The organism is Pseudooceanicola endophyticus (assembly GCF_018760365.1).
GTDB classification, from domain to species: Bacteria; Pseudomonadota; Alphaproteobacteria; order Rhodobacterales; family Rhodobacteraceae; genus Pseudooceanicola; species Pseudooceanicola endophyticus.
This window is the reverse complement of sequence record NZ_JAHIAB010000004.1, coordinates 254,231-271,988: the sequence shown is the minus strand read 5'-3', so window position 1 is coordinate 271,988 and position 17,758 is coordinate 254,231. Positions and strand designations below refer to the sequence as shown.

General features: G+C 69.3%; 19 protein-coding genes. 10 read left to right on the top strand and 9 right to left on the bottom strand.

Going from position 1 to position 17,758, the window contains the following annotated elements; translation table 11 throughout:
- Positions 1–15 precede the first annotated feature (15 nt).
- Together KM176_RS09645 and rsmD are read left to right on the top strand one after the other, a co-directional pair.
- Positions 16–1,224 (top strand): NAD(P)/FAD-dependent oxidoreductase, encoded by a 1,209-nt coding sequence (locus KM176_RS09645; protein ID WP_160895907.1) that lies wholly within the window; start codon positions 16–18, stop codon positions 1,222–1,224.
- Positions 1,224–1,784, top strand: coding sequence for a 16S rRNA (guanine(966)-N(2))-methyltransferase RsmD (rsmD, locus tag KM176_RS09640; RefSeq protein WP_160895908.1), 561 nt, complete (start codon positions 1,224–1,226; stop codon positions 1,782–1,784). Before KM176_RS09645 ends, rsmD begins: the two co-directional genes overlap by 1 nt.
- Positions 1,785–1,803: 19 nt before the next feature.
- On the opposite strand, the gene KM176_RS09635 is transcribed toward rsmD, so the two are convergent.
- From KM176_RS09635 to sfsA, 3 genes are all read right to left on the bottom strand, one after another.
- Positions 1,804–2,568, bottom strand: a complete 765-nt coding sequence (locus tag KM176_RS09635) for an SDR family NAD(P)-dependent oxidoreductase (protein ID WP_160895909.1) — start codon at positions 2,566–2,568, stop codon at positions 1,804–1,806.
- Between the two features lie 196 nt (positions 2,569–2,764).
- Positions 2,765–3,559: a type I methionyl aminopeptidase gene (map, locus tag KM176_RS09630; protein ID WP_160895910.1), complete on the bottom strand. Its 795-nt coding sequence runs from the start codon at positions 3,557–3,559 to the stop codon at positions 2,765–2,767.
- A gap of 95 nt (positions 3,560–3,654) precedes the next feature.
- Entirely contained in the window at positions 3,655–4,407 is a 753-nt protein-coding gene (gene sfsA, locus KM176_RS09625; RefSeq protein WP_160895911.1) for a DNA/RNA nuclease SfsA, read from the bottom strand.
- A 45-nt stretch (positions 4,408–4,452) separates the two neighbouring features.
- Here sfsA and KM176_RS09620 point away from each other — a divergent pair, with 45 nt between their 5' ends.
- From KM176_RS09620 to KM176_RS09610, 3 genes are all read left to right on the top strand, one after another.
- On the top strand, positions 4,453–5,175 hold the full coding sequence (locus KM176_RS09620; protein WP_160895912.1) for a competence/damage-inducible protein A: 723 nt from the start codon (positions 4,453–4,455) through the stop codon (positions 5,173–5,175).
- A complete protein-coding gene (locus KM176_RS09615) occupies positions 5,172–5,927 on the top strand; it encodes a GNAT family N-acetyltransferase (RefSeq protein WP_375372133.1) in 756 nt (251 codons plus the stop codon). Before KM176_RS09620 ends, KM176_RS09615 begins: the two co-directional genes overlap by 4 nt.
- Before the next feature lie 85 nt (positions 5,928–6,012).
- Positions 6,013–7,047: an OmpA family protein gene (locus KM176_RS09610; RefSeq protein ID WP_160895913.1), complete on the top strand. Its 1,035-nt coding sequence runs from the start codon at positions 6,013–6,015 to the stop codon at positions 7,045–7,047.
- A gap of 16 nt (positions 7,048–7,063) precedes the next feature.
- Here KM176_RS09610 and KM176_RS09605 read toward each other — a convergent pair whose 3' ends face one another.
- The 4 genes from KM176_RS09605 to KM176_RS09590 form a co-directional block, all read right to left on the bottom strand.
- Positions 7,064–7,972 carry a LysR family transcriptional regulator gene (locus KM176_RS09605; protein WP_160895914.1) on the bottom strand — a complete coding sequence of 303 codons (909 nt, stop codon included), beginning with the start codon at positions 7,970–7,972 and terminating at the stop codon, positions 7,064–7,066.
- 100 nt (positions 7,973–8,072) lie between these two features.
- Positions 8,073–8,465: a hypothetical protein gene (locus tag KM176_RS09600; protein ID WP_160895915.1), complete on the bottom strand. Its 393-nt coding sequence runs from the start codon at positions 8,463–8,465 to the stop codon at positions 8,073–8,075.
- Positions 8,466–8,481: 16 nt separating this feature from the next.
- Entirely contained in the window at positions 8,482–9,270 is a 789-nt protein-coding gene (locus tag KM176_RS09595; RefSeq protein ID WP_160895916.1) for a DUF6478 family protein, read from the bottom strand.
- 99 nt (positions 9,271–9,369) lie between these two features.
- On the bottom strand, positions 9,370–10,011 hold the full coding sequence (locus KM176_RS09590; protein WP_160895917.1) for a hypothetical protein: 642 nt from the start codon (positions 10,009–10,011) through the stop codon (positions 9,370–9,372).
- Positions 10,012–10,150: 139 nt separating this feature from the next.
- Here KM176_RS09590 and KM176_RS09585 point away from each other — a divergent pair, with 139 nt between their 5' ends.
- The 4 genes from KM176_RS09585 (at position 10,151) to KM176_RS09570 (ending at position 14,292) form a co-directional block, all read left to right on the top strand.
- Positions 10,151–11,017 carry a CPBP family intramembrane glutamic endopeptidase gene (locus tag KM176_RS09585; protein ID WP_160895918.1) on the top strand — a complete coding sequence of 289 codons (867 nt, stop codon included), beginning with the start codon at positions 10,151–10,153 and terminating at the stop codon, positions 11,015–11,017.
- Positions 11,014–11,955: a CPBP family intramembrane glutamic endopeptidase gene (locus KM176_RS09580; RefSeq protein WP_160895919.1), complete on the top strand. Its 942-nt coding sequence runs from the start codon at positions 11,014–11,016 to the stop codon at positions 11,953–11,955. Before KM176_RS09585 ends, KM176_RS09580 begins: the two co-directional genes overlap by 4 nt.
- Positions 11,956–12,016: 61 nt before the next feature.
- Complete coding sequence (gene accD / locus KM176_RS09575; RefSeq protein ID WP_160895920.1) at positions 12,017–13,021, top strand: acetyl-CoA carboxylase, carboxyltransferase subunit beta; 1,005 nt, start codon at positions 12,017–12,019, stop codon at positions 13,019–13,021.
- Positions 13,018–14,292 (top strand): bifunctional folylpolyglutamate synthase/dihydrofolate synthase, encoded by a 1,275-nt coding sequence (locus tag KM176_RS09570; protein WP_311136179.1) that lies wholly within the window; start codon positions 13,018–13,020, stop codon positions 14,290–14,292. Before accD ends, KM176_RS09570 begins: the two co-directional genes overlap by 4 nt.
- 350 nt (positions 14,293–14,642) lie before the next feature.
- Here KM176_RS09570 and zapE read toward each other — a convergent pair whose 3' ends face one another.
- On the bottom strand, positions 14,643–15,719 hold the full coding sequence (zapE, locus tag KM176_RS09565) for a cell division protein ZapE (RefSeq protein ID WP_160895921.1): 1,077 nt from the start codon (positions 15,717–15,719) through the stop codon (positions 14,643–14,645).
- A gap of 126 nt (positions 15,720–15,845) precedes the next feature.
- On the opposite strand from zapE, the gene KM176_RS09560 reads away from it, so the two are divergent.
- Entirely contained in the window at positions 15,846–17,087 is a 1,242-nt protein-coding gene (locus KM176_RS09560; RefSeq protein WP_160895922.1) for an MFS transporter, read from the top strand.
- Positions 17,088–17,099: 12 nt separating this feature from the next.
- On the opposite strand, the gene KM176_RS09555 is transcribed toward KM176_RS09560, so the two are convergent.
- On the bottom strand, positions 17,100–17,729 hold the full coding sequence (locus tag KM176_RS09555; RefSeq protein WP_160895923.1) for an HAD-IA family hydrolase: 630 nt from the start codon (positions 17,727–17,729) through the stop codon (positions 17,100–17,102).
- Positions 17,730–17,758: the final 29 nt, after the last annotated feature.

Genomic DNA, 17,758 nt, shown 5'->3' with positions numbered 1-17,758 from the left:
AGAGAAAGGGATACCATGACCCATATTGTGGTGATCGGGGCCGGACAGGCCGGGGCCTCGCTTGTGGCGAAGCTGCGCACGCTCGGGTTCGAGGGGCGGATCAGCCTCTATGGCGCCGAGGCGGCGCCGCCCTACCAGCGCCCCCCGCTGTCCAAGAAATACCTGCTGGGCGAGATGGAAGAGGCCCGCCTCTACCTGCGCCCCGAAGCCTGGTATGCCGACAACGGGATCGAGCTGCACACCGGCAGCCGGGTCGAGGCCATCGCCCCCGCCGCGAAAGAGATCGTGGTGGATGGCGAAACCATCGCCTACGACATGCTGGCGCTGACCACCGGATCGGCGCCGCGCCACCTGCCCGCGGCCCTGGGCGGCACGCTGGGCAATGTCTTCACGGTGCGCGACCTCTCGGATGCCGATGCCATGGCGCCGCATTTCACCAAAGGCAAGCGCGTGCTGATCATCGGCGGCGGCTACATCGGACTGGAAGCGGCGGCGGTCGCGGCCAAGAAGGGCCTTGAGGTCACGCTGGTCGAAATGGCGCCGCGCATCCTGCAACGGGTCGCCTCGCCGGAGACCTCTGACTTCTTCCGCAAGCTGCATGGGGGTCACGGGGTGAAGATCCTGGAAGGCACCGGGCTGGAGCGTCTGACCGGCAGCGATGTCGTCACCGGCGCCGTGCTGTCGGACGGCACCGAGATGGAGATCGACTTTGCCATCGTCGGCACCGGCATCCTTCCGGTCACCGGCCTGGCCGAGGAAGCCGGGCTTGAGATCGAGAACGGCATCCGCACCGATGCCGAGGGCCGCACCAGCGATCCCTTCATCTGGGCGGCGGGCGATTGCGCCTCGGTTCCCCATGGCGCGGGGCGGCTGCGGCTGGAATCGGTCCCCAATGCCATCGACATGGCCGAGGTCGTGGCCGAGAACATGCTGGGCGCCGGCAAGACCTACGTGCCGACCCCCTGGTTCTGGTCCGACCAGTACGACGTGAAGCTGCAGATCACCGGCCTGAACACCGGCTACGACAAAATCGTCACCCGCCACGGCGACAAGGGCGCGGTCTCGCACTGGTACTATGCGGGCGAGACGCTGCTGGCGGTGGACGCGATGAACGACCCGCGCGCCTACATGGTGGGCAAGCGCCTGATCGACGCCGGAAAATCCGCCGATGCCGACAAGGTGGCGGACCCGGCAACCGACCTCAAGACGCTGATGAGGGGCTGATGCGGATCATCGGAGGAGAGTTTCGCGGACGCCGGCTGGCGGCGCTCGGCAAGGGTGATGCGGGCGCGCATCTGCGCCCCACCACCGACCGCGTGCGCGAGAGTCTCTTCTCGATGCTGCTGGGCGGGCGCTTCGGCGATCCCATCGGGGATGCGGTGGTGCTGGATCTTTTCGCGGGCACCGGCGCGCTCGGGCTTGAGGCGCTGTCGCGCGGCGCCGCCCGGGTCACCTTCGTCGATGACGGGCGGGTGGCGCAGAAGCTGATCGGTGCCAACCTGGCCGAGCTGGGGGTGAAGGACCGCGCCACCCTCAGCCGCGCCAACGCGACCCGCCTGCCGCCCCTGTCCGGAGACCCGGCAACGCTGGTCTTCCTCGATCCGCCCTACGGGCTGGATCTGGGCGGCAAGGCGCTGGCCTCGGCCATGGCGCAGGGCTGGATCGCCCCCGGCGCCCTGATCATCTGGGAAGAAAGCAGCCCCCAGCCGGCGCCCGAGGGGTTCGAGCTGCTCGACACCCGCCGCTTCGGCGACACCCATGTGACCTTCCTGGAACGAAGCTGAGGTCTGAGCCCAAGGAGGCTCAGCGCAGGTAGCTGCCGCCGTTCATGTCCAGCGTCGCGCCGTTCAGCGAGCGCTGCGAGGGCAGCAGGGCGAAGGCCACCAGCTGGGCCAGTTCCTCGGGCTCCACCATCTCGGCAATCGGGATGTCGCCGACGGCAGCGGCCTTGCCATGGCTGCGGATGAAGTCCTCGGCCATCTCGGTGCGCACGAAACCCGGGGCGATGGAAAGCGCGGTGATCCCTTCGGCGCCGTGGTTGCGCGCCACCGATTTCATCAGGTTGATCAGCCCGGCCTTGGAGGCCCCGTAGGGCATGTGATCCGCCGTGTAGCCGCGCTGCGCCGCGCGGCTTGCGATCGAGACGATGCGCCCGCCGCCATGGGCCGCGAAATGCGGGATCGCACAGCGCACCAGATCGGCGGGGGCGAGAAGATTGACGCGCAGGTCGGCCTCCCAGGCCTGCTGCCAGGTGTCCAGCGGATCGGTGATCCGCGCGACGGCACGCAGGCCGGCATTGTTGACCAGGGCGTGCAGGCGGCCCCGTGCCTCCTGCGCCCGGGTCCAGAGCTGGGTGGCGCCGTCGGGATCCGACAGGTCGGCCTGCACCAGCGTGCCCTGCCCGAGACGCGCCCGCAGGGCCTCGGCGGCGGCCCGGTTGCGCCCGTAATGCAGCACCGGATGGGCGCCGAGCGCAACTAGACGGGTGGCAATCGCCTGGCCGATGCCCCCGGAGGCGCCGGTCAGCAGAATGCTCTGCCCGTCGAGGCGGTTCGGATCGGTCGTCATGAAGGAGGCCCCCGGTTTGCGCCGCGCCAGACTGGCGGGCGTTGCACGCAGAGGCAAGGGGCGGAAGGGGGGCGCTGCCCCCGTCTCCTGCGGAGACTCCCCCGGGATATTTCCGGCCAGATGACAGGGGAGCTGCGCCGGCTCCGCAGGAGACGGCAGGGCCGGGGCCGGCTCGATGCCGGGCCCGGGCCTCCGCTCAGTCCTGGCTGTAGGTCGGGTGGAACAGCCCACCCGGCGACAGGGTGAAGATGTCGACCCCATCGGCGGTGACGCCGACCGAATGTTCGAACTGGGCCGAGAGCGACTTGTCGCGGGTGACGGCGGTCCAGTCATCGGCAAGGACCTTGGTCTCGGGGCGGCCGAGGTTCACCATCGGCTCGATGGTGAAGATCATGCCCTCTTCCAGCACGGCGCCGGTGCCGGGGCGGCCGTAGTGCAGCACGTTCGGCGGCGCGTGGAAGACCTTGCCGACACCGTGGCCGCAGAAATCGCGCACCACCGACATGCGGTGGCCTTCGACATAGCTCTGGATCGCATGGCCGATGTCACCGAAGGTCTTGCCGGGCTTCACCTGCTCGATGCCGATCATCAGCGCGTCATGGGTGACCTGGATCAGCCGCTCGGCCTTGCGGGACAGTTTCCCCGCCACGTACATCCGCGAGCTGTCGCCAAACCAGCCATCCACGATCACCGTCACGTCGATGTTCAGGATGTCGCCGTCCTTCAGCGTCTTCGGCCCCGGGATGCCGTGGCAGACCACGTGGTTGATCGAGATGCAGGAGGCGTGCTTGTAGCCCTTGTAGCCGATCGTCGCCGAGGTCGAGCCGTATTCGGTCACCTTGGCCTCGATGATGCGGTCGATCTCTTCGGTGGTCTGGCCGACGAAGACATGTTCGGCGATCTCGTCGAGGATCCGCGCCGTGACCTGGGAGGCCTTGCGCATCCCCTCGAAATCGGCCGGCTCGTAGATCCGGATGCCCTCTCTCGTCATGCGACCGCGGTGTTCCTGTTTCAACGTCGTCTGCCCTTGCGCAAATTGGAAATTGCCGGAGAGGGTCAGCCCCGTGACCAGCGCGTTCCTTCGACCTACTGCAAAAATCCGCCGAAGGCCAGTCCACCCCGGCGCCCCTGGCCCACCGGCGGCGCCGGCAGGGCCGCGCCCAGGGTGATCGCCTCCGGCGTGATCACGCAGCCGAAGGCCAGGGCTTCGACACCCGCCGCCCGGGCCGCCGCGTAGCCCGCCGCATAGGCCGGGTCGATATCGCCGGCCAGTGCCGTTTGCTGCGCATCGGTGCGCTGCACCAGGAACAGCATCACCGCGCGGTGTCCCGCTTCGGCCATCCGCGCCAGCTCCTCCAGATGCTTCAGGCCGCGCGCGGTGCGGCTGTCGGGAAACTCCGCGAGGCCCGGGGCGCGCGACAGGGTGACCGACTTCACCTCGACATAGGCATCGGCGCGCGCGGGGTCCTTCAGCAGGAAGTCGATGCGGCTGTTCTCGCCGTATTTCTGCTCGGGCAGGATCTGGGCATAGCCTTCCAGCCCCGGCACCTGGCCCGCCATCAGCGCCGCACGCAGCGCCCGGTTCGGCACCGAGGTATCGACGCCGGTGAAATGGCCATCCGGGTGCTCGACCAGGCGCCAGCCGTATTTCAGCTTCTTCTTCGGATCGTCGTTGGGTTCCACCCAGATCCGCATCCCCGGCTCTGCCAGACCCATCATGGAGCCCGGGTTGGCGCAATGGGCCGTCACCTCGCTGCCGTCCTCAAGGCGGATATCCGCGAGGAACCGCTTGTAGCGGCGCAGCAGCGTGGCGGGCACAAGAGGGGTTTGAAAGCGCATGTCCCGGCCCTATAGCTTTGCCCTGTCAAGCTCAAGGAGGCGAAGATGCCCAATCCCACCGCAGCCATGCTCGTCATCGGGGACGAGATCCTGTCGGGTCGCACGCGCGATGCCAACATGTACCACCTGGCGGGAGAGCTGACGAAGGTGGGCATCGACCTGAAGGAAGTGCGGGTGGTCAGCGATGACGCCGCCGCCATCATCGCCGCCGTCACCGCCCTGTCCGGCGCCTATGACGAGGTGTTCACCTCGGGCGGGATCGGGCCGACCCATGACGACATCACCGCCGATTGCGTGGCGCAGGCCTTCGGGCGCGGCATCGACATCCGCGACGATGCCCGCACCCTGCTGAGCGATCACTGGAACGCCCGCGGCGTCGAGATCACCGAGGCGCGGCTGCGCATGGCGCGCATCCCCGAGGGGGCGACGCTGATCGACAACCCCGTTTCGATCGCGCCGGGTTTCACGGTGGAGAACGTCCATGTCATGGCCGGCGTGCCCAGCGTCTTCGAGGCCATGGTCGCCTCGACCCTGCCGAAGCTGACCGGCGGCCAGCCGCTGCTGTCGCAATCGCTGCGCATCGACCGGGGCGAGGGCGAGATCGCCGGCCCGCTGCGCAAGCTGGCCGAGGAGTACACCGACCTTTCCATCGGTTCCTATCCCTACCAGCGCGACGGCGTCTACGGCGCCAATATCGTCATCCGGGGCACCGATGGCGCGCGGATCTCCGAGGCGATGACCCGGCTTGCCGCGCTGTTCCCGGCATGAGCCCGGACACAGACACCCTGCCGCCCGAAGCCCTGGCGGCCCAGACCGCGCGCTACATGGCGGTGGTCGATGCCACCTGGCCCGCCGCCCGTTTCGACAGCTGCGGCCCGTTCCTGCTGCGCGCGGGGCGCGGCGGGGGCAAGCGGGTCTCTTCCGCCTCGGCGGAGGGGCCATGGACGGTTTCCGATCTGGATGCGGCCGAGGCCGGGCTGCTGGCGATGGGGCAGCAGAAGCTGTTCAACATCCGCCCCGGGGACGAGGCGCTGGATGGCGCACTGGCCGCGCGCGGCTACGAGATCATCGATCCGGTCAACATCTGGTCCTGCCCGATCAGCGTGCTGACCGCCCCGCCCCGCCACCCGGAGGTCTTCGGCCTGCCCGCCTGGCCGGTGCTTGAGATCCAGCGCGAGATCTGGGCCGAGGGCGGCATCGGCGCAGCCCGGATCGAGGTGATGGAGCGCGCCGCCGGCCCCGCCACCACGCTGATCGGCCGGGTCGGGGATGCTCCGGCGGCCTCGGCCTTCGTGGCCCTGTCGGACGGGGTGGCGATGCTGCATGCGCTGGAGGTGCGGAAGGCGTTCCGGGGCAAGGGGCTGGGCCGGCAGATGATGCTGGCCGCCGGGCACTGGGCCGCCGCCGCCGGTGCGCAAGAACTGGCCGTGATCTGCACCACCGGGAATGCACCGGCCAACGGGCTCTATCGCGGCCTCGGCATGTTGTGGCAAGGTCGCTACCATTACCGCATCGCGTGACGACAGCAGGCAGCTCAGGGGAGAGCGCATCAGGGTGGCCATCCGGAGAACCGGACGAACGATCGTCGGACTGTGCTGTGCAGGCATGGTCCTGGGCCTGCCGGCCCAAGGCCTGGCCACCGCCGGGGCCAGTGCGGTGCCTGCCGCCCTGGCAACCGACCAGGCGCGGCCCGAACGCCCCGCCGTCCCCGATGCCCTGCCCTCCGGCACGCCGGGGCCGCTGTCCGACAGCCTGCCCTATGCCGCGACCCTGACCCACCAGGACAGCCGCGCCCCGGGCCGCTACGACCTGCCGGTCGGCCCCTATGCCGACGGCGCGCTGCCGGTGCGCAGCCTGTCGGGCCGGGTCAGCCTGCGCAGCTGGCGCCTGTCCTCCCGGGACATGACGGTCGAGCAGATGGCCGCCCCCCTGCGCAAGGCGCTGGTCGCCACCGGCTGGGACGTGGTGCTGGATTGCAGCGCCACCAGCTGCGGCGGCTTCGACTTCCGCTTCGCAACCGAGGTGATCGCGCCCCCGGACATGGCGGTGGACCTGTTCGATTTCCAGGCCATCTCGGCGCGGCGGCAGGGGCCGGAAGGGCCGCAGGCGATCTTCCTGCTGATCTCGCACGGGCCCGATGCCGGCTATGTCCAGCGGATCTCGGTGACGCCGATGACCGGCCCGGCTCCGGGCCCCGCCGCCCCGGAGGTCTCCGATCCGGTGGCGCTGCCCGCCGAGGAGCAGGACACCGGGACCGCGCCCCCGCAGGTGGCCGAGGGGCTGGCGGCACGCGGCCATGCGGTGTTGCCGGGGCTGGATTTCGCCACCGGCTCGGCGACGCTGGCAACGCCAGAGACCCCCAGTCTGGCGGCGCTGGCACAGTTCCTGAAGGCCGATGCCGCCCGCCGGGTGATCCTGGTCGGCCATACCGACAGCGAGGGCGGGCTGGACAGCAACATGGCGCTGTCACTGCACCGGGCCCAGGCGGTCGAACAGGTGCTGAAGACCCGTTACGGGGTGCCCGCCGGGCAGATCAGCGCCCGTGGCATCGGCTTCCTGGCGCCGCGGGACAGCAATGACAGCCGTGCCGGACGCCAGGCCAACCGGCGGGTCGAGGCGGTACTGGCCAGCACGCCCTGAGGCCTGCGCCCCCCGGCTACCAGCCCAGCGGGCCCCGCCCACCGAAGGCGCGCGCCAGATGTTCCACGAAAAGCCGCAGCTTCGGCTGGGTGATCGCCCCCGGCGCATGCAGGGCCTGCACCTGAAGCGTCTCGCGCGGCAGTTCCGGCAGCACCTCGTCCAGGCGGCGCTCACGCAGGGCGGGCTGGCACAGGAAGGCGGGCAGGAAACCGATCCCCAGCCCCTCCTGGGCGGCCTGCAGCAGGGCGCGGCCGTCGTTCACCGTCAGCACACCGGCGGCGCGGATGGTGCGCTTTTCCCCCGACAGCGCCGTCAGCTGCCAGGACGGCCCGCCGGCGGCATCGGCATAATGCAGCAGGCGGTGTTCGCTCAGGTCGTCGATGCGCTGCGGCCGTCCCGCCGCCTGAAGGTAGCTGGGGCTGGCCACCAGCATCCGTGCGGTCTGCGCCAGGGTCCTTGCCGTCAGCCCCTGCGGCGGCGGGCCGATCCCGATGCGCACCGCCATGTCGAACCCCTCGGCCAGCACATCGACGGGGCGGTTGTTCAGGTCCAGGCTGACGCTGACATCCGGGTAGAGCTGCAGGAAATCGGCCACCACCGGCCCCATGTGGGTGACCCCGAAATCGGTGCCGACGCTGATGCGCAGATGCCCCGAGGGCGCGGCATGCATGGCGGTGACCAGGGCATCGGCCTCTCCGGCATCCTCCAGCACCCGCCGCGCCCGGTCGTAATAGGCCAGGCCGATCTCGGTCGGAGAGACCCGCCGCGTGGTCCGGTTCAGCAACCGCACCCCCAGCCGCGCCTCCAGCGCCGAAACGTGTTTCGAGACGGCGGACTTGGAAATGCCCATCTTGCGCGCCGCATCCGTGAAGCCGCCCTGATCCACGACCGTGGCGAAGGCCTCCATCTCCGTCAGCCGATCCATGTCTGTTCTCCGGTCCGCTCCCGGGGTCAGGCTCGGGCTGAAATCGGGCAGAAAAAAGGCAGGGGCAGGACAATATCTGGGTTTTAAGATTAATCGTTTATTACTGCGAAACAGACCCTGCCGCTGTTGCCGCCGCCCGGCCCTGCTCCCGGAAGGCCCGCTTCAGCAGGTCCAGCTCGGCCCGCAGCAGGGCCACCTCGGCGTGCAGGCTGTCCTGCGGCAGGGCGCCGGCCAGCAGGCAGAACTGTCCCAGCAGCGTGCCGTCGCCCCCCCGCACCAGGAAAACCTGGAGCCCGTCGCAAAGCGCCTCCTGCGGCACCGGGACGACCAGATCCCACAGGCCGGGGCGCGGACCGGGACCCAGCCGGATGCCGGCAACGGGGCGGTCGAACCAGGTGACCGACAGCGCCGGCGGCGCGGTGCCCGGCGCCTCGATCTGTGCATGCCAGCGGCCCTCGGCCAGGCGCAGCGGTGTCAGGGTCATCGCGGACATGGCACGCGCTCCTCTCTCACAGGGCGGCCCGCAGGCGGCGGCTGACCACCAGGTCGCACAGGTCGATCCCGTTCATCCCGGGCGTCGCGAAGATGATGTCGATCCAGGCCCGCTCGACCGGGCGCGGGGCCAGGCAGGCGTCCGGTACGGCGCTGCCCAGGTCGAACTCGGCCCGCCGCTCCTCTCCGCTGCCGGACAGCGCCTGCACGCGTTCGTCGGTATTGGGCCCCTGACAGAGGTTCAGCCGCACATAGAGCGGCAGCGGCGCTTCGGTGCGCACCATTGCATCGACCTGCAGCACGTGCCGCGGCCCCAGATCCTCCAGCATCTCCGACGGCAGATCGACCACCAGCGACAGGAAACTGCCGGCAAAGCCGAAGACCTCCAGCCGCAGGGCGAAGGGCGCCAGCCCGTGTTGCAGCGGGCTGCGCAGCTGGCGCAGCACGATCTCTGCGCGCGGGCAGTCGTGGAACAGCGCCACCTCCTCTCCCAGCTTCTGGCCGGGCGCGAGGGCGGTCAGGCCGATCTCGGGGATCGGGCCGCGCCAGGGGGCGGGGCGCAGCGCCCGGTCGGCCTCTTCCGCGAAGGGGAAGGCCCGGCTGCCAATCAGCGGCAGGGCCAGGCGGCTGTCGGCGGCATGGATCACCTCGTCCAGCGCGGCGCGCAGCTGATGCGCCTGGGCGCCGGTGCGGCGCAGCCGGCCCAGCGGCATCCGCAGCGCCGCCCGGGCACGGGACTGCCACAGCGCCAGCTCCTGCCGTGCCACCCAGTTGTCCCGCCAAGCCTGCCAGCCGCCTCCGGCCATCGCGCCCCCCGCCTGTTGCGGAAAGCCTAGCCCGAAGGTCTGAACAAACCAACGCGACAATACAACCTAAGGAAGAATTTCCGGCCGGCGCCCGGCGGGTCAGGATCCGTCGCGGGTCGCGATCTGGATCGCCCGGGCCATGGCCTGCAGCAGCGACCGCCCGCCGTTGCCGCGCACGTCGCTTTCGGGCGGACCATAGGCCGCCATGGAAACCAGGTAGCCCTTCAGTTCGAAGGCGCCGCGCCAGTGCTGCGGATCGGCGGTGCTGATCAGGTCGTTGCCGCCGCGCGCCAGTTGCAGCAGCCGCAACCCGGCCCGGTTCAGCGCCTTCAGCACGTCGCCGGCGGAAAAGCTGCTGGCCAGGGTCTCGGCCCGGGGCAGAGAGCCCGACGCGGGGGTGACGGTGACGGTCAGCACGGCCATCTCGACCGGGGCGCCGACCAGTCCGCCCGACAGCACATCGCAGCGTGCCAGAAGGGCAAAGGATTTCTCGGGGCGGTTGCGCAGGCTGCGGGCGTCGATGCAGTAGCCGTCGGGGCCGCGGATCACCACCCGGTTGTCGGCCACCCGCGCGGCCTCCAGCGCGGTGCCGCTGGTGCCGTCCATGTTCGACAGGAACCCGATCGATCCCTCGGCCTGCGGCGTCGCCTCGCAGCCGGCCAGCAGACCGACCAGAAGCAGGGCGGCGGGGCGCAGCAGACGCCGGGGCAGCGGAAGGCTCGGTCGGGAAAGCAGGGTCATGGTTTCGGCGTCCTGAAGACTCGATGGGCTTTATTCTAAGGGTTCCGCGCTCATATTGCAGCCCCTTCTGGCACACAAGGGGTAAGCCCGGCGCAGATGGGCGATTGCGAGCCGACGCCCCCGGCGCTAGCGTGCCGGAATGGAGCACCCCGACCCCGCAGACATCCCCCCCGCAGCGCCCCGCTGGTCCGATGACCCGCCGGCGCTTTGGCGCACCGGGATGGGGATCGGCATCTTCCTGCTGCTCTACCTGACCATCTCGGGGATCTGGTTTCTGGGCGCCGCGGCGCTGTTTCCGCCGCAACCTGGGGTGGTGAGCGCGCGTCTGACGCTGATCTACCTGGGCTCGTTCAGCGCCGGGCTGCTGGCGCTGGCGGGCATGGTCAACATGGTGCATGGCCGGGCGCTGCACAGCCTGCTGGGGCCCTGGCCGCTGGCGCTGCGCCAGGGCCTGCGGGTCGGGCTGGCGGGGCTGGCGCTCCAGACGCTGCTCTGGATCCTGCCGATGCCCGAAGAGCTGGCCCCGGTGCGCCACCTCGCCACCCCGCCCTGGCTGCTGCTGCTGCCGCTGGCGGTGCCCGCCGTCGCGGTGCAGATCGCCACCGAAGAGCTGCTGTTCCGCGGCTACCTTCAGGCGCGGCTGGCACAACGCTTCCGCAGCCCCTGGATCTGGATGGCCGCCCCCTCGATCCTGTTCGGCCTGCTGCATTTCCAGGCCAGCGAGGGCGCCAACGGCCCCTGGTTCGTCGCCTCGGCGACGCTGTTCGGGCTGGTGGCTGCCGACCTGACCGCCCGCAGCGGCACCCTGGGCCCGGCCCTGGCGCTGCATCTCGTGAACAACCTGCTGGCCATCCTGCTGGTCTCCTTCGGGGATCAGCTGGGCGGGCTGGCGCTTTACCACCTGCCGGTGGCCAGTGCCGACCCGGCGCTGCGCCCGCTGATGCCGCTGGACCTGGCGACCACGGCGGTCACCTGGCTGGCGGCCCGACTTGCCCTGAGAAGATGATACCCACACGCCCCGGCGCGCGGCCCGCCTATGCGCCCCATGCCGCCTATATCGCCGCCGCCCGTGCCGACAACGCTCCGATCTGGCGCATCGCCCTGGGCCTGCTGCTGGTCGAGATGCTGTTCGCCGGCGGCCTGTCGCTGTTTGACGGGCTGACGGCGCGGCTCTCTCCCGACCTCGCGGACGAGGTCTTTTACGGCGACACCGCGCGCGGGCTGATCGTGCAGCTGGCCTCCTATGCGGTGCTGGGGCTGGGGGTGGCGGCGGTGGTGCGGGTGCTGCACGGACGCAGCCCGGCGACGCTGTTCGGACCGGCGCCGCTGGACCACCGAAGGCTGTGGCGACTGCTGCGCACCGCCTTCCTGGGCGCCATGGCCTTCTACATCCTGGTCCAGCTGCTGCCGCCCTGGGACGAGATCCGCGCCACCCAGACGATCCGCCCGCCGCTGCACTGGCTGGCCGCCCTGCCCTTCGCGCTGCTGGCGCTGCTGCTGCAGACCGCCTCGGAAGAGATGCTCTATCGCGGTTACCTTCAGCAGCTGCTGGCCGCGCGCTTCACATCTGCGTGGATCTGGATGGGCCTGCCGAACCTCGCCTTCGCCGCCGTGCACTGGGAAGAGGGCGGCGCCTGGATCGAGAACTGGCAATACGTGATCTGGGCCTTCTGCTTCGGCCTGGCCTGTTCGGACCTGGCCGCGCGCACCGGCAGCCTTGCCCCCGGGATCGGCCTGCACCTTGCCAACAACGCCTATGCCTTCCTGTTCTTCGGTGATCTGAACGGCCCGGATTCCGGCCTCGCGCTGTTCCTGTTCCCCGCCTACGATCCGCTGATGCCCGAAGATGCCGCCTTCGGGCCGATCCTGTCGCTTCCGCTCTGCGTGGAGCTGCTGATCCTGCTGCTCGGGTGGCTTTCCGCCCGGCTGGCCTTGCGGCGTTGATTGCAATCCAGTGACAACCCCCTTATCTGAGGGCGCGACTGGCCATCCCAGGGGAGCGTCGATGAACTGGATCTCTAACTACGTCCGTCCGCGGATCAACTCGATCTTCTCGCGTCGTGAAACGCCCGAGAACCTCTGGTCGAAATGCGACAACTGCGGGACGATGCTGTTCCACCGCGAACTGTCGGAAAACCTGAATGTCTGCACCAGCTGCGGGCATCACATGGCGATCTCGCCGCGGGCCCGGTTCAATGCGCTGTTCGACGGCGGCATCTTCACCGAGGTCTCGGTGCCCGAGCCCGTCTCCGATCCGCTGCATTTCCGCGACCAGAAGAAATATCCCGACCGGATGCGCGAAGCGCGCAAGAAGACCGCCGAACACGAGGCGATGCTGGTCGGCGAGGGCGAGATCGGGCGCACCCGGATCGTTGCTGCGGCGCAGGACTTCAGCTTCATGGGCGGCTCCATGGGGATGTATGTCGGCAATGCCATCATCGCCGCTGCCGAACGCGCCGTGCAGAAGAAATGCCCGCTGGTGCTGTTCTCGGCCGCCGGTGGCGCGCGGATGCAGGAAGGCATCCTGTCGCTGATGCAGATGCCGCGCACCACGGTTGCCGTGCAGATGCTGAAGGAAGCGGGCCTGCCCTACATCGTCGTGCTGACCCACCCCACCACGGGCGGCGTGACCGCGTCCTACGCGATGCTGGGCGACGTGCATATCGCCGAACCCAACGCGCTGATCTGCTTTGCCGGTCCCCGCGTGATCGAGCAGACCATCCGCGAGAAGCTGCCCGACGGCTTCCAGCGCGCCGAGTACCTGCTGGATCACGGTATGCTGGACCGCGTGACCCCGCGCACCAAGATGCGCGAAGAGCTGATCACCATCACCCGGATGCTGATGGGCCTGCCGCCCGCCGTCGCCGGTGACCTGCCCGCCCCGGGCAAGGTGGCCGATGCCGAGGCCCCCCAGGCCGCCGCCCCCGAAGCCGCCAAGGCCGAGGACCCGGAACCCAAGAAGGCCGCCAAGGCCAAGGCGGCCGAAAAGAAAGCCCAGGACAAGTCGTGACAACCCCCACGTCGGATGCGCTGCTTGAGCGCATGATGGCCCTGCACCCCAAGGTGATCGACCTGGTGCTGGACCGGGTCTGGCGCCTTCTGGCGGCGCTGGACCATCCCGAAGAGAAGCTGCCGCCGGTGATCCACCTGGCGGGCACCAACGGCAAGGGCTCCACCCAGGCGATGATCCGCGCCGGGCTGGAAGGCGCGGGCAAGTCCGTCCACGCCTATACCTCGCCGCATCTGGTGCGCTTCCATGAACGGATCCGCCTGGCCGGCACGCTGATCGGAGAAGATGCGCTGAGCGCGCTCCTTGATGACTGCCTGGCCGCCAACGGCCCAGATCCGATCACCTATTTCGAGATCACCACCTGCGCCGCCTTCAAGGCCTTCGCCGACACCCCCGCCGACTGGCTGCTGCTGGAGACGGGCCTGGGTGGGCGGCTGGACGCCACCAACGTGGTGGCGCAGCCCGCGATGACGATCCTCACGCCGATCTCCCTCGATCACCAGGATTTCCTGGGCGACACCGTGGCCAAGATCGCCGGCGAAAAGGCCGGCATCCTGAAGCGCGGCACCCCCTGCGTCGTGGGCCCGCAGCCCGACGAGGCGCTGGAGGTGATCGAGGCCCGCGCCGCGAAGATTGGCGCGCCCCTGCTGGTCCATGGCCAGCACTGGCATGTCTGGGAAGAACGCGGCCGGCTGATCTTCCAGGATGAAACCGGCCTGCTGGACCTGCCGCTGCCGAACCTGCCGGGCGCCCACCAGATCGCCAATGCCGGTGCGGCCCTGGCCGCCCTGCGCCACCTCGGCTTTGACGAGGCCGCCTGCGAGGCCGCCGTCACCACCGCCGAATGGCCCGCCCGTCTGCAACGGCTGAAGACCGGCAAGCTGGTCTCTCTGGTGCCGCAGGCCGAGGTCTGGCTGGATGGCGGCCACAACCCCGCCGCCGGAGAGGCCCTGGCCGATCACCTCTCGAAGCTGCCCGCGCGACCGACCTACATGGTCTGCGGGATGCTCAACACCAAGGATATCGGCGGCTACCTGCGTCCGCTGGCGCCGCTGGTGGAACGGCTGCACGCCGTGGCGATCCCCGGTGCCGCCGCAACCCTGCCCGCCGAGGCGACCGCCGCCGCTGCCGCCGACTGCGGCATCGACGCCGATACCGATGACAGCGTCGAGGCGGCGCTGACCCGCATCGCCGGGGAAAACCCCGAGGCGCGGATCCTGATCGCGGGCTCGCTCTACCTGGCCGGACAGGTGCTGGGCGCCAACGCATAAGGCCTCCGGCCCCGTTTTCGGGGCCGGATCGCCCCCGGCGCCCCCCGGGGTGCGAAAAAAAGTGCAGGCCCGACCGGACCGTAACTGCCTGACGCGAATCAGCTTTCCCGAATCGTTAACGAATTCAGGCGTTTCAGCTTGCCCAACCGATTCGCTTTAGGTTGACCGAAGCGATTCGATTCGCCTAAACTGGGTGGCAATACAGGATACAGGGACAACATCCCGGACTCCGGTGCGCATCTGTCGCCTATCACCGCGCATCGGGTTCTGGGGCAGGTACGGAATCATCGGGCATAAACGGGGGTCGGTCAACGACCCCCTTCCCGTTTCAGCCCCCTGCCCGGCGCGTCTCAGCCCTCTTCCCGGCCCCAGTCGCGGTCCTGCATCTCGCGCAGGCGCGAGGCGGTGCGTTCGAATTCGAAGACGCCCTCACCCTCGGTATAAAGCGATTCCGGCTGGTCGGCAGCGGTGCAGATCAGCTTCACCTTGGCTTCGTAGAGCGCGTCGATCAGCGTCACGAAACGCTTGGCCTCGTTGAAGTTCGACCGGCCCAGCGTCGGGATGTCCTCGAGGATCAGCACCTCGACCTCCTCGGCGATGGCCAGGTAGTCGCCCGGGCCCAGCATCTCTCCGCAGAGGTCATGGAAGCGGGCGCGCGCCACGCCGTCGTGATAGGCGGGCAGCATCACCTTGCGGCCCTTCACCGTCAGCGCGCGCGGCGTGCCGGGATCCTTGTTGGTCAGATCGCTCCAGATCTCCTGCACGGCGGTGCGGGCGGCGCTGTCGACGGGGGCGAAATAGACCTGCGCGCCCGATAGGCGGTTCTGGCGGTAATCGTTGTCGCTGGCCATCTCGTGGACCACCAGCTGCTCCTTGATGAGCGCGATGAAGGGCAGGAACAGCTGCCGGTTCAGCCCGTTCTTGTAAAGGTCGTCCGGCACCCGGTTCGAGGTCGTCACCACCACGACACCGGCATCGAACAGCGCCTGGAACAGGCGGCCCACGATCATCGCATCGGTGATGTCGGTGATCTGCATCTCGTCGAAGGCCAGCACCTTCACCTGGGAAATCACCTTGGCCGCGACGGGGGCCAGGCTGTCCTCGACCCCGGCCTTGCGGGCCTTGTGCATGCCCTCGTGGATCTCTTGCATGAAGGCATGGAAGTGGACCCGGCGCACCGGCACGTCCAGCCCGTCGACGAACAGGTCCATCAGCATCGACTTGCCGCGCCCGACCCCGCCCCACAGGTACAGCCCCTTCGGCGGCGCCGGGGGCTTGGCGCGGCGGAACAGGCCGCCCTTGACGGGTTTCGCGTTCAAGCCCTCGCGGATGCGGTCGAACTCGGGCAGCACGGCCTGCTGCGCGGGATCGGGCTTGATTTCACCGGCGGCGACACGGGCCGCGTAGAGGTCGGACATGCTGGTCATGTCAGCCCCTTACCCTGCGGCGCCGGGACAGGGAAGCGCACAGATGCGAATGCGGGGTCCCACAAAGGCTGAATTGACCTTTGAGGGGCAACGCCTAATCTGGCCCGCAACCTCCGGAGGACCCAGATGACCGCCCAGCCCCGCCTTCTGAGCCCCGTGCTGATCGCCGGGTGCTTCATCATCCTGGTCAGCTTCGCGATCCGCGCCAGCTTCGGCGTCTTCCAGATCCCCATCGCCGAGGAATTCGGCTGGGCGCGCGCCGACTTCTCGCTGGCGATCGCGATCCAGAACCTGGCCTGGGGCATCGGCCAGCCGATCTTCGGCGCCATGGCGGAAAAGATGGGCGACCGGCTGGCGGTGGTGCTGGGGGCCATCGCCTATGCGGTGGGCCTGTCGCTGTCGTCCTTCGCGACCACCCCCGAAGCGCACTGGGCGCTGGAATTCCTGGTGGGTTTCGGCATCGCGGGCACCGGCTTCGGGGTGATCCTGGCGGTGGTCGGGCGCGCCGCCTCGCCCGAGAACCGCTCCATGGCGCTGGCGATCGCCACGGCTGCGGGCAGCGCCGGGCAGATCTTCGGCGCGCCGCTGGCCGAGGCCCTGCTGGGCGCGATGTCCTGGCAGGGCGTCTTCCTGCTGTTTGCCGCCGCGATCCTGCTGGTGCTGCTGTTGCTGCCCTTCCTCAAGACCGAGGCGCCCCCCGCCAGCAAGGCAGAGCTGGAAGAGACCCTGGGCCAGATCCTTCTGCGCGCCGCCCGCGACCCGAGCTTTGCGATGATCTTCCTCGGCTTCTTCTCCTGCGGCTACCAGCTGGCCTTCATCACCGCGCATTTCCCCGCCTTCGTGACGGAACTCTGCGGCGCCATCGCGCCGGGCAGCCTGCTGCATTCGGCGGGCATCACCAGCACCTCGGCGCTTGGGGCGGTGTCGATCTCGGTCATCGGGGCGGCGAATGTGGCGGGCACGCTGGCGGCGGGCTGGCTGGGCAAACGCTATTCCAAGAAATACCTGCTGGCGGGGATCTACCTGGCGCGCACCGTGGTCGCGGGCACCTTCATCCTGATGCCGATCACCCCGGGATCGGTGCTGCTGTTCTCGGTGCTGATGGGCGGGCTGTGGCTGGCCACGGTGCCGCTGACCAGCGGGCTGATCGCCCATATCTACGGGCTGCGCTACATGGGCACGCTGTACGGCATCGTCTTCCTGTCGCACCAGATCGGCGGCTTCTTCGGCGTCTGGCTGGGCGGGCGGATGTACGACATCTACGGCAACTACACCCTGGTCTGGTGGATCGGCGTCGGCGTCGGCCTGTTCAGCGCCATCGTCCACCTGCCGGTGCGCGAACGCCCCTCCCTGCCGCAACCGGCCTGAGGGGCGCCGGCGTCAGGCCGCCTCTTCCGTGCTCAGGTAGCCATCGGCCACCAGCCGCTCGGCCCATCCCTCGGGGCCGGTGAAATGATGCACCTGCCAGCCCCGCGCGGCGGCGGCGGCAATGTTGTCGGCCCGGTCGTCGGCAAAGATCAGATCGGCCCCCGACAGGCCGCTGTCGGCCTCCAGCATCTCGTAGATGCGGGTGTCGGGCTTGATCACCGCCATATGCCCCGACACATAGGCGCGGTCGAACTCGTTCAGGAAATCGTAAACCTCCTGCGCCATGGCGAAGGTGCCGATGCCGAAATTGGTCAGCGCATAGACCGGCACGCCGCGCGCCCTGAGCGCCCGCAGCAGCCGCACCGAACGCGGGATCGCCGGAGAGGCCATGCGGATCCAGTCGTCGTGCCACATGCGGATCTCGGACCGCCAGGCGGGGGTGGCCTCGGCCAGGGCATCGGACAGCGCCTTCAGATCACCGCCGCGGTCCACGGCATCGTTCATCGCGTGCAGATCCACCTCGGAGAACAGCTGACGGCGGCGGCTCTCTCCGATCATGGCATCGTAATGCCGCTCGGGTTGCCATTCGATCAACACGTTGCCGATGTCAAAGACCACCGCCTTGGCCCGCGTCTGCGTCATGCCCGTCATCCTCCTGAGGGTTCAGGGCG

Coding starts and splice junctions, on each gene's coding strand:
- KM176_RS09645 (WP_160895907.1), top strand. CDS start 16: ATGACCCATATTGTGGTGATCGGGGCCGGACAGGCCGGGGCCTCGCTT.
- rsmD (WP_160895908.1), top strand. CDS start 1,224: ATGCGGATCATCGGAGGAGAGTTTCGCGGACGCCGGCTGGCGGCGCTC.
- KM176_RS09635 (WP_160895909.1), bottom strand. CDS start 2,568: ATGACGACCGATCCGAACCGCCTCGACGGGCAGAGCATTCTGCTGACC.
- map (WP_160895910.1), bottom strand. CDS start 3,559: ATGACGAGAGAGGGCATCCGGATCTACGAGCCGGCCGATTTCGAGGGG.
- sfsA (WP_160895911.1), bottom strand. CDS start 4,407: ATGCGCTTTCAAACCCCTCTTGTGCCCGCCACGCTGCTGCGCCGCTAC.
- KM176_RS09620 (WP_160895912.1), top strand. CDS start 4,453: ATGCCCAATCCCACCGCAGCCATGCTCGTCATCGGGGACGAGATCCTG.
- KM176_RS09615 (WP_375372133.1), top strand. CDS start 5,172: ATGAGCCCGGACACAGACACCCTGCCGCCCGAAGCCCTGGCGGCCCAG.
- KM176_RS09610 (WP_160895913.1), top strand. CDS start 6,013: ATGGTCCTGGGCCTGCCGGCCCAAGGCCTGGCCACCGCCGGGGCCAGT.
- KM176_RS09605 (WP_160895914.1), bottom strand. CDS start 7,972: ATGGATCGGCTGACGGAGATGGAGGCCTTCGCCACGGTCGTGGATCAG.
- KM176_RS09600 (WP_160895915.1), bottom strand. CDS start 8,465: ATGTCCGCGATGACCCTGACACCGCTGCGCCTGGCCGAGGGCCGCTGG.
- KM176_RS09595 (WP_160895916.1), bottom strand. CDS start 9,270: ATGGCCGGAGGCGGCTGGCAGGCTTGGCGGGACAACTGGGTGGCACGG.
- KM176_RS09590 (WP_160895917.1), bottom strand. CDS start 10,011: ATGACCCTGCTTTCCCGACCGAGCCTTCCGCTGCCCCGGCGTCTGCTG.
- KM176_RS09585 (WP_160895918.1), top strand. CDS start 10,151: ATGGAGCACCCCGACCCCGCAGACATCCCCCCCGCAGCGCCCCGCTGG.
- KM176_RS09580 (WP_160895919.1), top strand. CDS start 11,014: ATGATACCCACACGCCCCGGCGCGCGGCCCGCCTATGCGCCCCATGCC.
- accD (WP_160895920.1), top strand. CDS start 12,017: ATGAACTGGATCTCTAACTACGTCCGTCCGCGGATCAACTCGATCTTC.
- zapE (WP_160895921.1), bottom strand. CDS start 15,719: ATGACCAGCATGTCCGACCTCTACGCGGCCCGTGTCGCCGCCGGTGAA.
- KM176_RS09560 (WP_160895922.1), top strand. CDS start 15,846: ATGACCGCCCAGCCCCGCCTTCTGAGCCCCGTGCTGATCGCCGGGTGC.
- KM176_RS09555 (WP_160895923.1), bottom strand. CDS start 17,729: ATGACGCAGACGCGGGCCAAGGCGGTGGTCTTTGACATCGGCAACGTG.